Source organism: Vibrio sp. TRT 1302, from assembly GCF_050113875.1.
Lineage (GTDB): Bacteria > Pseudomonadota > Gammaproteobacteria > Enterobacterales > Vibrionaceae > Vibrio.
On sequence record NZ_JBNJOF010000015.1, the window covers coordinates 22,598 to 37,167 of the forward strand.

At 40.7% G+C, this 14,570-nt stretch carries 9 protein-coding genes; 5 read left to right on the top strand and 4 right to left on the bottom strand.

What is annotated here, in order from left to right; translation table 11 throughout:
- The first annotated feature begins 454 nt into the window (after positions 1–454).
- The 5 genes from ACQEXP_RS15670 to ACQEXP_RS15690 all read left to right on the top strand — a co-directional run bounded on the left by ACQEXP_RS15670 (position 455) and on the right by ACQEXP_RS15690 (position 7,818).
- Positions 455–3,265, top strand: coding sequence for a TrlF family AAA-like ATPase (locus tag ACQEXP_RS15670; RefSeq protein WP_426970865.1), 2,811 nt, complete (start codon positions 455–457; stop codon positions 3,263–3,265).
- 116 nt (positions 3,266–3,381) lie between these two features.
- A complete protein-coding gene (locus ACQEXP_RS15675; RefSeq protein ID WP_426970867.1) occupies positions 3,382–4,305 on the top strand; it encodes a hypothetical protein in 924 nt (307 codons plus the stop codon).
- Positions 4,306–4,670: 365 nt separating this feature from the next.
- Positions 4,671–4,862 carry a hypothetical protein gene (locus tag ACQEXP_RS15680; RefSeq protein WP_426970869.1) on the top strand — a complete coding sequence of 64 codons (192 nt, stop codon included), beginning with the start codon at positions 4,671–4,673 and terminating at the stop codon, positions 4,860–4,862.
- 970 nt (positions 4,863–5,832) lie between these two features.
- Positions 5,833–6,207: a hypothetical protein gene (locus tag ACQEXP_RS15685; protein WP_426970871.1), complete on the top strand. Its 375-nt coding sequence runs from the start codon at positions 5,833–5,835 to the stop codon at positions 6,205–6,207.
- Positions 6,208–6,570: 363 nt separating this feature from the next.
- Positions 6,571–7,818: a hypothetical protein gene (locus tag ACQEXP_RS15690; RefSeq protein WP_426970873.1), complete on the top strand. Its 1,248-nt coding sequence runs from the start codon at positions 6,571–6,573 to the stop codon at positions 7,816–7,818.
- Between the two features lie 73 nt (positions 7,819–7,891).
- Here the strand turns inward: ACQEXP_RS15690 and ACQEXP_RS15695 are convergent, their stop codons facing one another.
- From ACQEXP_RS15695 to ACQEXP_RS15710, 4 genes are read right to left on the bottom strand one after another with little or no spacing between them, the layout of a single operon-like run.
- Positions 7,892–9,259 carry a tyrosine-type recombinase/integrase gene (locus ACQEXP_RS15695; protein WP_426970875.1) on the bottom strand — a complete coding sequence of 456 codons (1,368 nt, stop codon included), beginning with the start codon at positions 9,257–9,259 and terminating at the stop codon, positions 7,892–7,894.
- Entirely contained in the window at positions 9,259–9,789 is a 531-nt protein-coding gene (locus ACQEXP_RS15700) for a hypothetical protein (RefSeq protein ID WP_426970876.1), read from the bottom strand. Before ACQEXP_RS15700 ends, ACQEXP_RS15695 begins: the two co-directional genes overlap by 1 nt.
- Positions 9,790–9,800: 11 nt before the next feature.
- Positions 9,801–12,218, bottom strand: coding sequence for an integrase (locus ACQEXP_RS15705; RefSeq protein ID WP_426970878.1), 2,418 nt, complete (start codon positions 12,216–12,218; stop codon positions 9,801–9,803).
- A complete protein-coding gene (locus ACQEXP_RS15710) occupies positions 12,212–14,554 on the bottom strand; it encodes a hypothetical protein (protein ID WP_426970880.1) in 2,343 nt (780 codons plus the stop codon). The genes ACQEXP_RS15705 and ACQEXP_RS15710 overlap by 7 nt, the downstream gene beginning before the upstream one ends.
- Between the last annotated feature and the right edge of the window lie 16 nt (positions 14,555–14,570).

Sequence of the window (14,570 nt, forward strand, 5' to 3'; positions counted from 1 at the left end):
AGCCGAGCAACCATCAGTGTTACCTATTCAATCTGACTTCTTTATCTAACTCCTCATCATGAATGGATATTCACTTAGTCGTTAGCTGTAACAACTCACTCACTGAACTCAGATCGAGAGAGGAACACCCCTTAATCATGACCACCACATTAAATTACTAATGCCAAGAGGTGTGCCAGTGCGCTCATCGCTAACACCGTTTTGCCCCAAAGTTTGTTACGTTTCTAAATACGTTCCAGTTACTCAGCTAGTTTTGATGTACAAAAGTAATGCGTGGCAAAACGCAAGGCTTGTCCCATTACCTTCTTAGGCATCATTTGACCCCGACCCAAAATCACCACCTACATAGCCAATCACGTTAGTAGCATTTCAATCAACGTGTGACCGACATCAAGCTTAATTTTGTATGTTATGTGATAAATTTCATAAAATTTTTTAGGTTGGTGAAAATTAAATGCGCTTGTACGAACACGGTTCAGAGTGGAGACGATGGGATCTTCATGTACACACTCCCGATTCAGTATTAGAGACACAATTTAAAGGTGATTGGGATGGTTACATCGCAGCCATCGAGCAATCTGACTCTGGTGTTGCTGTAATTGGTATAACAGATTATTGCTCTATATCTGGTTATGAAAAGGTTGTGGAGTACCGCCAACATGGGCGAATGAAAAACATCGAAACAGTTATCCCCAATATTGAGTTTAGGATTACCCCCAATACCGAAAAACATAAAGGTATAAACATCCATATACTCGTTAATCCTGATTCCACACATCATATAGCTGAAATCAAGAACGCTCTCAGTCGTTTGTTCATAGACCATCACGGTCAAAACTATGCTTGCTCTGAAGACCAGTTAATGAGCTATGGTCGAGCGTTGTATCCAAAGACAGCCCACTGCGATAGAACGTCATTAAGAGAAGGTATTAATAACTTCAAACCGTCTTACGATGTACTCAAGAAATGGTACAGCGGAGAGAAGTGGTTAAAAGAAAACTCCATAGTTGTTGCAGCTAATGGTTCTAATGATGGTGTGTCCGGTATTAGAGACGGTGGGTTTACAGGCTTAAAGAAAGACATCTACCAGTTTATCGACATGGTATTTTCAGCCACACCAAGCGACATTAAATACTTTACGGGTCAAGGTACTAAGAGCAGAGAAGATATTGTAAGTGAACTTGGTCGTCTCGTACCTTGTGTTCATGGCTCGGACGCACATTCTATCGACAAACTGTTTGAACCAGACCAAAAGAGATACTGTTGGATTAAGGCTGACCCTACGTTCAATGGCCTAAAACAGGTTGTTTTTGAGCCTGACCGTGCATTTATTGGTGAACTTTCCCCAGAAACGAAAGCTGAATATCAAACTATCAAACAAGTAAGATACATTGATAATTCTGGTGCTAATAAGTTTTCGAATAAGTGGATACCTCTTAACAAAGACCTGAACACAATCATTGGTGGTAAGTCTTCCGGTAAATCAATGCTTCTGTACCACATTGCGAAGGCTATCAACCCTAGCGAAGTCTCAACCAGAGTAGAGCTATCAAAGTCATCAACCTACAGTGACATTCCTAATTTAGATTTCGAGGTTGAATGGTCGAATAATGAAGTGTCTAGGCTGTCTGATGCTGACGACCAAGCAAAGGCTATCACCTATATACCTCAACTTTACATCAACCAATTGGCTGATAAAGATGGTCGAGATGATTTAAACGAGTTGGTATCTAAAACTCTTCTTCAAGATGAGCAATACAAAGACTTCGTTAATGCTCTTGAGAATAGGGTACGCACAGTCAACTCATCTATTAATGACAAAATTGACACTCGATTCCTACTGATTAGTGAGTATCAAAAGCTACTCAGTGAACTCAATGAAATTGGTAACGATAAGTCTGTTAAAAATGAAATTGCAGCACTTGAAGTGAGAGCAAAGGAGATTCGAGACAAATCTAAATGGACAGAAGAACAAGAGAAGTATTACGCCTACCTAGTTCATAAAAGACAGTGCGTTATTAGGGCAAAAGACAGGCTTACGTATATTCAGTCTGGCTTACGAAAATTCATAGAGAGTATTGATAATCGACAAGAACAATGGATTGACGCGATTCGAGATCAGCTACAACAAGACTCAGGGTTAATTGCACAATCAACGGTTCTCAAAGGCTTACTTGATTCGATGCAACAAGACTTGGCAGAAGGCTTTACTTCAACCAAGGACAAGGCGAATCGAAAGCTAGATTCGATCCCCGATAGATTGACAGCACTAAACGACAAGCTTGAGGGAGTAGAGCATGAACTGAAACCTCTTGAAGAAAACGTGAAAGACAAAGCTGCCCTTGAACAACTGAATAAGCAACTCAAGGTTGAGCGAGAGAAGCTTGCAAAAATCAATGTCAAACTTAAAGAGCTTGAGGCAATTACCAAGAAAGGTGAAGAGTGTATAAAGGAACTAAATGAGCAGTTCAGTTCGTTAATAAATCTATACAAATCTCACTGTACCAAAGTCAGTGAGCACCAAATGGATGACGACATAAAGATTGAGGCAAAGGTTGTTGTCGATGCTAGCAAGTTTGATTCGTTTGTCAGTTGCTACCACAAGTCAGGGGCAATTCGCACGGTAGTCGATGATGTTCAGGATGAAAACGGTGACTACCATTTTGACATTGATACTCACGCTGCGTTTGTAGAGAAGACCGCCAATACAATTAGAGGCAGTCAATCCCCTACCTTGCGCAAGAACCAGAGCCTTAAAGATGCTTACAGGCTCCTTTACGCTGACTACTTCGGTATCGACTTCCTTGTTACTTATAAGAACGACAGCATTGTACATATGTCACCGGGCAAACGTGGCTTGGTCTTACTCAGTTTGATGCTTGAGCTTAGTAACTCAACGCACCCAATATTGATTGACCAGCCAGAGGATAACTTAGATAACAGAACGATTTACTCAGAACTTAAAGACTTCGTTCGTAAATGTAAGAGTAAGAGACAGATTATAATGGTGACACACAACGCAAACCTAGTAGTTGCAGCAGATGCAGAGTGTGTTGTTATTGCAGATCAACGAGGGCAGTCAGGAATAGCAGGCATACACCAATTTGAATATCTTGGCGGCAGCCTAGAGCATAGCTTGAGGTGTGATAACAGCTACGACTACCAATCACTTGATGAGTTAGGCATTCGACAGCATGTTTGCCATATCCTTGAGGGGGGTATCAGTGCCTTCAAAGAGCGGGAACAGAAATATAACCTTCTTTGATTCGAAGGTGCTCCTGTTCATCTTCGAGTCAGCAACCACAGGATTGGCTTTGATATTTGCCACAAACAAAAATTGGGAACTTAATGATCAACTATATAAAGCAAAAGCGGAAGAGAATGGCAAAGGTACAAAGGCGTACTTATGCTGTTATACCTCAAAGTAAAAGAACGGCTATCTATAAGCATCTTAAGGCTGACCTCTGTTCCGATAAGATTTTATCCCACCTTGATGTTGGATTTGAGAAGAGCCTTTTTTTGGCGTCTCTAAGAAACCTGTCTGATCACGGTAACCCGCTGAGGTTAAACAACTTTGCATACTGTATGCGTGAAGTTATAGGGTTAATACTTAGCAAGTATTCTAGTGACGAAGATATCAAAAGATGCCGTTGGTTTGTCCAAGATCCAAATACAGATGTAACTAGAGTTCAACGAGTCACATACGCAATCTGTGGAGGAATGTCTCCAGAATATGTTCGAGAAACTATATTGGAAGTGGAAGATGAGGAGGATGACCTATTAGCCGAAACCTTAAAAAGCTTCAGTAAAAAGTTTAACGCGCTAAGTAAGTACACTCATGTTAGGTCTGATAAATATTTTAACGCGAGTGAGAAAGACTGTGAAGAACAGTCAAAGAATATCTTAGCTCTGACCAGTGATATCTTGACTCTGATAGAAGATTGTAGACGCGAGATACTTTGGAAGATAGAAGAACACTTGAATGATGCTGTAATCAACGCCTCAATAGAAAGAACAATGGAAGGCTTAGACATACTGTCCTCACACGGAATGGTCAACTACCTTGAGTTAGAAGACTACTCAGTTGAAAAAATCACTAGCCAATCAATTGAGATAAACGGCGGCGGCACTGCATATTGTACTCTAGAGTGGGGTTCCAGATCTGATTGGAGAGATGGTGATGGGGCTTCTTTAGATACTGACTTTCCCTTCAACTTCAAAGCATTCGCTTCCATTGCCAACTTTGAAGATGTTGATATACCAGAAAATCACATAGATATTGATAACCGTTCTTGGTACGAGTAGCTGTTTTATTAGACTAATACTAATTGCTATCAAATATTTTTGTTATCGAATAATGCCCTGTTGAGTTACAGGGCATTTTTGTAGTTATCACATACTTAGTGGTCAGGTATACGTAAACTAATCCGTATTTTTCTAATTCAGCAAAATCACTGACACGTTTCTGCCCAAAAACCTTCACATGCGGCACTCTGATCTGCCTTGGCTAACCAGAAATTTGTAAAAGGTCACAATATATCCGTCGAATCTCATACTTAGTGATGTTCAGAAGTCACTACCCTAGTGGTATGAATACAAAGACCTTCCTTCTAGCCCAAATCCATCGAGCAAAACTGGATTGTGACAAATGTTTAGACGATCTTTTTGATATGATGAGTCAAGCATTGATGCGAACCGATTCCGCAGAAATCGATTGGCATTTAATGAACGACTTGATGGGCGATGACATACTTTTGATTATTGTATTGACCGATGCAAACCTAACGATCAACTTTAATGAACTTGTATTGAGAGAGGCGGTGAAGTACGTAATAGCTTTTAGTCGCGAGTTGCCGCATTAACGCCACCTTTGCTCAGACAATTCAACGCTTTTTAGTCCATTTGCTATTTGAAGGCTTAGGGTAATAATTATTAAATCGTTTAATAATTTAAACTAATTCTTTTACATCAAAAAGTTAAACTAATTTAGATTGCATGCGTATTAGCTCAATGATGAGCCTAAGTTCACACTAAAAGTTATTTCCGAAAAGTTGGGGCGCTTTTGACAGTATCCGCTGCCACCATTGACGTCATAGTTTTGATTCGATGTATACCACTAACTACTAGTGGCGCCACACATCGCTTAGGGACAGTTTATCGATTCGATATACCACTCTGCGTTTTTGGGTATAACAGTTTGCGTTTTTGGGTATAACAGTTTGCGCGATGGCTATACAGGCAGCGCAGACAGTACCAGTTTATCGAAACCTATGTACCCGCTTATCGAAATTGGTGTCATAGCTTATTGATTCGTTGCATACCACTACTAGTGACAGCACACATCGCTTTGGGACAAAAGCACTTTAGTCACGGATTAGTTATTCTTTTCATCAAATCGTAGTGAATTTTGATGAATTTTCTCGGATGCCAATGAAAGATGTTGATATTAAGGCTTTTTTTGTTTTTTTAACCGTTATTTGGCTTAATTAACTATTATCTATATTAGGAGAAATTCATTGCCTCCACATATAGCTTTGGGAGAGAGAAGAGCTACGACACCAAGCTTGAGGGCATAGTGAATTTAGGCACCACGACAATATGTGATGGCAATTATTAAATCGTTTAATAATTCATACTAATCATTTTATATCAATAACTTAAAACAACACTCCCATCCAAAAAATGACTACCAAAGCATTATTTGTAAAATGTATATTTTTGCAACCTAACTATCTGATTTGCTTTTATTTAAAGGGGAATTGAAAGTATATTGAATATTTGCATGTACACATATACAGTTAATGTGCATTTTTCATACAAGGGAGGTAAGAGATGAAAATCGTATTACTTGATTGTGATTGTATAAGGGCAGATGGATATACGTTCTCAAATGGAGGTCAAGGTGCCATTAAGTACATTGCTGTTGCAAACCATTCAGCAAAGCTCCCCAAAACACCGACAGGAAAGCCTTTAGGCAAAGTTGCCCCTGTTTTCAAAAACTCAAGCGACTTTATGTTGTTGTACTTGCTTACTAAGCTGCTGATGCGTTCAAAAAAACTAAAGGGTGACAACCAACATGAAATCGCCATCGTTACTAGGGACAAGGCGTTGATTGAAGCTATTCAGATGGTAGCGCAGCGCAATAATGCTCGATGCTACAACTATCCTCAAATTAAGAGCTTGGAGGCAGACTTCTATGCACGATGAAATGGAAAGACTAATGAGAGCAAAGGCGCGAACAGCTAATTAAATCAAAAGGTGATTCGAATAAGGCATTTATTCAAATCAATAAATGAGCCGAGTCAAGGGTGAGTTCAAATCATTGAGTGTTCACTGGCTCAATGGGTAGACAGATTATGGGGATTTGAGGATGCACCTCAGATCCCCTTTCTACTTGCTAGACACCCATCAGTAAACATCTTATCGATGTCATACCCATATAGTGGGTTGGCTACTCATTTGGCTTAACATCGGCAGTGATATAGATATAGTTGAACCAAATTGCGATCGCTGGTTGTCACGAACTCTATAGAGTAAGCTAGTACGTAATCTACTGATTAGGAAGAGTTAATGAGTACAATAAAGAGTAAGGCAAAAAGGTTACCACCATACAAATCTATATGGTTCTGGGTGTTGCCATCGCTCACTCTACTTGCTGTTTTTACATTGGTTTCTATGGCTCAAAATATCTCTGGTTTCTCAGAAGGGTTAAAAGAAATAATGGAAACCTATAAGGTTGCGCTGGCTCTCCTCACTTCCTGTTTTATGATATTAATTCAATGGCTGGTAGCACACCTTTCAAATAAGCCATCCGAACTGGAAGAGCAGCAAGTCATCAATAGACACCTCAGAGAAGAGTATGCTGCCAGTGAACACCTTTTGATTAAGCAATTTGGAAAATTAGCCTCTGACCGTTCATTCACCTTTATTACCACAGAAGACTTGCCAGCAATACACTCCAAGGTGTACGCAGAAGATCGCCTAATACAACGTGGAGAATTAAGTATCTGCGATGAGGCAATACGAGCCTTTGACTACTACTTTGCAAATACCGAAAGGTTGCTAGAAGAAGCTCTAAACCTACTACAAAAAGAAGAAGCCAAAGCGGCACCGAACAGACATATAAAAGAAAGCCTGATCATTCAGTTAATGCAGTATCTAAATCAGTGTGTACTGACTCTTCATTACGAAACAGGGATGAAGGTGATTGACCTAGATCGTTCTGATGTTAATGCCTACCGAGACGCTTTTTTTGAAACTCTACATCTAACAAACTTTTTAGGGGGAGAATTAGCCCCCATTGTGAATCGCGTGGTTGATACCCCATCAACCGAAAGTTCCAATTCACAAGAAGATATACAAAACATGTTTGCTGCCGCCAATGAAATAGCAGAGAGCCTAGTTACCAGTAGTGAAGGGGCAACATGCGGTGGCTTGCATAGAAGTATCCAACTAAGATCTATTATAAAACAAGCACAAGGCTCCCCCTTGTATCTCTTAGCTTGTCAGGTTATTCAGGATATTGTTCTTGAGCCTCTACTAGACGAAAACAATAACATCGGTGTAGTTCAGGTCGATGACGACTATCCGAAATACGACATTTACAATCAATCTGGAGAGAATAACCTCACTCTTAGTTATGTCGAAGTTGATGAGCATACTTTGACACTGACTTTAAGCGGTGAAGGTGAAAATATAAAGGCTACCGTGAAGTTTATAGATTCAGAAAAGCAAAGGTTTGAGGTTGATAGGGATATGGGGGGACGCTTTACCTTAGAATGCAAAAAAGCCATTAATAGGCACCTGTCTAATTGCTGATTATCCCATTAAAGCCCTCTAGAAAGGGCTTAGTATCCCAAGCAACCAGCGTATCAAAAATGAGTATCGAGCTTTATTGTCTCGAAGATACAGTACATCTATCGATATCAGACTGAAAAGCTTCCAACAATCTATTGATCTCAACGAGCGCAGCAGTAGATGTTAGCTCCTTTCTTGCTATCTGCTCCTCCACCATCTCTAACTGACGTTTAGCAAGCTCAACACTCGACTTAAGAGAAACGGCATCATAGACCTTTGTATAGCCATGAATATCAGCGAAGGCTAGATCAATGTAGGTGTCCAAAGAGCTAAGCATTGTGTGACCAGTCCACTGCTGAAGCTGCATTTTAAAGGTTTGGGTATGAAGCAGATGTTTTCGGAAATCATCTTTATCATTCACTTCTTTGGTAGTGAGGATTAGCTCCTTAAGCTTATCTGTGATGAATGCGTGTCTCCAGAGATGTGGATGCAACTCCCCCTCAATACCAAGCTCTTTCTTCCATCGGTTCATGTACGTTGTCCATGAATCAGCAGAGAAGGGCTGACCTGTGGTTAAACTAATAAAGAGGTAGTCATGTTGGACTTTCTTCTTCCTCATGACCTTCTTGCGATATTTGATGTAATCCCCAATTACAGATAATAAAACGTGTGGTACGGGAATCTTTCGGCTAGTGATGTCATCCTGACGCTTCAGGGTGGTAAGAGTGAGCATACAAGTGCGTTTAGCCTCTTCGTAATGGCTCATTTTAATCAAATGAAGTTCCGTTACTCGACCACCTAATTGCTCCATCGCTGTATATATCGCTATATCTCTTTTGCGCTTGTCTTTGCTTTTCTGAGTCTTTATATACTCCCACACCCGCAAAGCATCATCTTGAGAAACAGGATGGCGTCTCTTGACTTCATCTTTTGTTGGCACCGCTGCATGGGTGACTTTGACACCCTCTTTAAACCCTTTTTTACCTTCCAATTTGGTTTTAAAAGGCTTTTCGATCAACTGAATTGAATTAGCTTTATCCGCGCCAATAAAGTAACTCAAATCATGAAAGTCTTGGACAAACTTCAAGAATTCAAGACAGGTATGGGCTATCTTTATAACCGAATTATTCTTGCGTACCAGTTCACCAAGAGAGGTTCTTTCCACCTGCAAACATTGAATAAAAAGCGTAAATGTGGCATCGGTAAGCTGGCTAAATCGACTCAACATCGGCTGCTTTTCAATAAAATGCACCAAATGAATAATATCGTATGCATATCCGCGAAGAGTATCTCCTTTTCGGTTTCTCCGTGCCATCATCTGTATGTAGGCATTGGCTTCATAGCAAGGTGCATGATTACTGTAAGTAATGAATGGGATGTCTAAAGGCTTACGAAAGATAAGCTTGCCATCAAACCCAAGATGGCTCCATTGTTCAAAACCTTTGAGTTTATGAACCGCCATCAAACCTCTCCATTCAGTGTGTAATTCATCTGAGCTTCAATCTTTCTACTATGCTCTCTGTAAAGCTCCTGCCGCACTTCTACTGTTCCTTCATAATTCGCTAGTTGTTTTAGTTTAGAGCGCAATTCTGTAACCATAGCGGTCAGTAAAGAATTGCTACGCCGTGCAACATCAAGCTCTGACTCAAGCTCGGCAACTCTTCGCTTCAAACCCGCTTTGCTTTGTTTATTACCTTTGGTGGCACTTTCCTCACCATTCGCATTCTCTATCGCCCTTTTTGCATGAATGCGCAGCTCATCTAAGGATAAGAAGCCCCTCTCTAGAAGAGCCTCTGAGATGTTTTTGACCGTGTTTAATGAGCACGGGGCAATGTTCCGCTCTTGGTTCTGATATTTAGCGATAGCCGATTGAGATTTGAGAGCAATAACTAGCTCTTCATCATCTTTAAACTCAGCGGGAGTTGTGATTATTTCTCTCAAAAGCTTTTCTGTTTCAAGCACCTTGACTTGGTTTTTCTCCAGAACTTTCATGTTTCTAATCCTTAATCAAGGTCTTTGATTTTTAAAATAAGATTAAAGGTTTGAGTGGCGTTGCCATCGCAATCATCTACGGTGAAGAACTCTGGCTCCAGCGTGATACGCCCCTCCTCCAAAAGGTGGAGAACCTCTGTCTCAATATCCTGCTCTTTTTGAATTTGGCTGATGTGAGGAATGGTTAGATAGGACTCATCATCGTAGTCTTCCGCGGCTTCGCTCACTGACTCTATAGTGATCGGCGTTGAACTATCACCCGTCATTCGCTCTGCAATAATTTTGCGAACCTCTTCAATTCCATCGAGCTTGGCAAGCTCAGAGGTGGAATCAACCACACCACGAACAATTACACTGGCTTTAGCTCCATTTAGTACCGCACCTGTTTCTGATTCTGAGATATAGTGGTACAGATGTTCCATATCTGAATGTGCGAGCATCCAACGCAGGGCATCCATACCATCGAACCCTTTAGACCAGAAGAATGCCATCGCAAAGAAACGTCTCAGTTGGTGCTGACGAACGTAATTACGGCGGTACTCACCGTTGTCATATTGCACCAAGTCCGTTTCTAGGTAATCACATAAGGCATCAAGGTGCGCATTATAGGTTGTATGTGCTGTCTGACTTAAAAGGCAACGACTTGAGTCTAAATTGTTAAATAGAGAAAGTTTTCCTATAGATAGATTCAATTCACTTGCCTTTATGTTGAATTGTTCCAGTTGCCAGATGAACTTGGCGATAGATGAGTGAATAGGTCTCTCTATGGTTTCATTTTCCCCTTTTGAGCCTGTCTTTTTTGCCCTAAATATCAAATTGTAATCTACGTTTTCACCTTCTTTTGAAAAGGGATTTATGTTGCTAGGTGATAGGTTGCCATGTGGCTTCAACTTGATTAATTCATCTTGTCTTCGAGCCATGATTGCCCCCACCAAGACCTGTATTGCGCCTTGCAGCACAGAGAACAAGTCAAATAAGCTCTCGTTGGCTCGAATCCGCTCAAAGCGATTTTCAACGCTATCAGCAAAGCCTTTAACCTGCTTTATCCCTTTTTTCAGGTATTCACTACTCAGGCAATTGATCGCCTCCGTTTGCAACCAGTAACCTCGCTCTGAGCCAGACATCTCTCGATGCAACTCTTCATTCCAAGCTTTGGATTTTTCAGATGGGCGGAGTGTGTTGGAAGCTTGTTTAGCAGATTTGCTTCTTGCTTCAGACAGCAGCTTTAATATTTCATCCAGTAAAGTAACAGTGCCTTCCTCTGTAGGTAGATGCTTTTTGGCAAACTCATAGCTCTGACGAATTAAATTAAACACAAAGGTAGGCGGCAGGGTTCTGGTGCGTCCCACTCTTTTTAGGTTAACTAACTGACTAATGAGACCTGAACTGACACGCTCGGACAAGATTGAAGGACTGGCAGCATCTTCACGCTCAAGGTTGGTATATATCAATTGAATTACTTCAATGTATTTCGAGATAGCCTTTTCACTCGTGCCTGTTGAGGTGTCTCGATTCTCAACCGCACGATACTCTGAGTTTCGCGTTGGCTCTTTCAAGTGAAGTTCGAGATAACGGGGAGCATTAATGTCGTGATATAGCATCTTACCATCAAATAGCAGCTTCCTGAGCACAGCAGAGTTGCCACTGTATTTAATGAACTCTTTAGCATCTTGATAATAGCCTTGTTCAAAGAGCCAAGCGCACGCCTTTTCTCTCTCTACTAGAAATAAGAAACTTTCATCTTGCACCATGTCTTCTGTAACGTAGGGAAACCTCTCTTTAAACGTTTGTGCATCGGCATCAGAAACACTCTGAGAAGCGTAATCAAGTAATACCTGAGTGCGCTTCTCAATCTCATACACACCTTGAAAATTTCCGTGCTCGGCGTATTTCGTCAAGATGTTCAGCCAGAAGTCATCATTCACATTCAGGAGATGATATTTTGCTAGTTTCAATTCTTTCGAGTGCAGCAAGATAGCATTGATGAGAGCGATTACCTTGATAACTTTTTGATAAGCCGTTTTTGGGCTAATAATCTTCCCACCATTTTCAAGTGGGTTGTCTGCTGCTGTGATCCAGTATTTGAAACTGTTTAATAACTTTTGATGCCTTGTATCCGTTAGTTTCTTACCATCATCCAAGTAAACCGTTTCCCAGTGTATCGTTTTTGGGGTTTTGCCAAATCTTAGTACCCATTTTTTTGCAGAAAAACTGGACTCTAACCATTCGGGCTGTCTGTCATCGTAACCGTAGATGCCTGTATGGATGTTCGTAATGATATCTAAAGCTCGATAGTCATCATTTGCCACTGAGAAATTGATAATATCTTCAAGAGTTTCTGAACTAAGACCATCCAAAAGCGAATGGTCTAACACGATGCGTTCAATGAGGTTAGCAATAGAGGAATTGTCGATAGCAATACTTAACATAGCAGCGCTCCCTTGATTGAGTCAGTGTTTAGACTGTTATTAGTTGCAATATCAAGCATTCTCATAAGATCATCATCAGCACTATGTTTGCCTGAACTTAGGGTATCTAAAATAAAAACTGCTGATTGATACCAGTGAGTCACAATATCTAAAAAAGATTCCCCATTATCACTACTCTCAACGACAAGGCGTATCGCCATTAATAACTGCAAAAGAGATGTCGAGATGGTGTATGTCAACTGGTCAAATTCTAATGATTCAGAACTTTCATTATCAGTGTTCGTTTGCTGAGTAAAACCATGATCGAAATGCTCAGGAATATTGCTGATGCCGTGGTTGTTCAAGAACTCTTCGATATCTTGAGCGCTCATGTTTACAGCATCAAGTAGATGTACTGAATCTTTCATGGCTTCAAGTAAAATAGCGTTCTGGAACTGACGTATCCAACGTGCGTTAAAGAAGTCCATGAGTGGTTTAGGAAGGTAAGATGCCAGTAGTCTCGCATTTTTCTTTTCATGGCCAAGCGCCTCGGCAGCGGCATCCATTGAGCGTGTTTCCAAGTAAATTTGAAAGCCTCTGTGTCGTCTGATTGAGCGTAATGAATGAATGTCAGAAATAGCCTTAGCATCTTTCAAGGTGATATCGCTACTCATATCAAAGAACGACTTATCTTGAAGCCAATCATAAAAATCATTTGCAGAATGAAGAGTGGTATTGAGTTGAGCTTGACGTATTGCATTAGTAGCGGTTGCAGTCAAAATCATCTTTCGCCAATTCACATCCCCTTTCTGCTTTAGGTGCTCACGGCTCATACGAGTATGCTTTATCAAGAACTCAACTATAGATTTAGAAAACTCATTGAGCACCACTTCTTGCTGCGCGTTGGTCGCTCCCTTGCGGGGTTTGTAACTGACCGCAATGTGCTGATTACCCACTTGCTTGAAACCAACCTGATTGCCATTCACATCAAATAAATCCCACTTTTCTAACCAAGAGGGGGTTATCAGTGGATGCTCCATCACAAGAAGCGTCAAAAGAACATTTAGTGTTGAGTTAGTTGGTAAATTTAACTCGGTGATGAGTTGACTAGATTTACCGTGATACCCCAAAAATGATAAATAGCCCGTAGCTTTTGCAGCGATGCCATGTGCATAAAAGGTTGCCACTGTATTTTCTAGCCTATCTGCACCGATAATATTTTGATATTGAGAATTATTGCCATTGCGACTCAGTGGTTTGACTGAACCTGTGCTCTGAAATGCTTTATTTCTATTCTCTCGATCTAAAAGCTCCTCAAATTTCAAGAGACACACATGCTTTATATGCGCCATATCTCTATCTACACGTTGCTGAATAATTGAAATAGCCTCTTCATCTTTAATTTTGAGTGGGATGTTAGTAAACCATCTGAGGTTTTCTGACTGCGTAGCGCTGCCGCCAATTGAAAAGGTAGGCGCTGCATCTTTTGGAGCTTTCCAGTCTGGAACGATAAATGGTTTGTGAGGCTCAGCAAAAACACCTGTGTTGATAAAGCACTCAGTATAGTGGTTAATGGTATTTCGCCATCTTGTGTGAAAACTCTTCGGGCAGTGCTGGGCACCTTGGGAGCGCACAAATAGCACTTTAAACACCTTGTGGAAGAATAGCTGCACATGGTTACGACTTAGAAGGGCTTCTATTGTCAGTCCGTCTCGGTCGGTATAAACAGTGGAGATACCAACAAAAAGTTTTTTGAGTTCTTTTAATGCATTGCTTAGAGATGATGATTTTTGTGTAAAAGCGTAGTTTTTAAGAGCAAGATGAACCTTGTTGGTAAACGTCTCACCGAAATTAACATAAAGCGTATCCAGATGAGCCTCATGCTCTTTACCTTCTTTTGACACCACCTTCCAACCATTAAGGTAGTCAGCTTTTGCTTTATCTATATTGAGCTTTTGGAACTGAGTTAGACAACTTGAAGCATCTGCGGAGGTTTTTACACTCGAAAACCTTACTTCATTCAAGGTCAAATGCTTATCTTGCGCAATGTAACGGAAGAGGGCTTTGATTTGATTACATAAGCTATATCTGCGCCCAAGGGCGATATCATCATTGCTATAAACAAAACCAATGAACAACTGAAAGTGTGCGTTAAGTGAGCCTGAATCATTCAGTATCTCCAATGCACTGTAGTTGCCTTGTCCAACCAAGTAGCAGTAAGCCGCATAAAGATTCAATATTGGTTGTATAAGTCCTGGGGAGACTGAGGATTCAGCAGCAAGCGCTAGGTAGTTAGAGTATTCCGCTGACAGTGCAGTTTTTAGCAAAGAAAGTTCATTTAATGTTTTTACATTCACAACCAAACCTCATCGA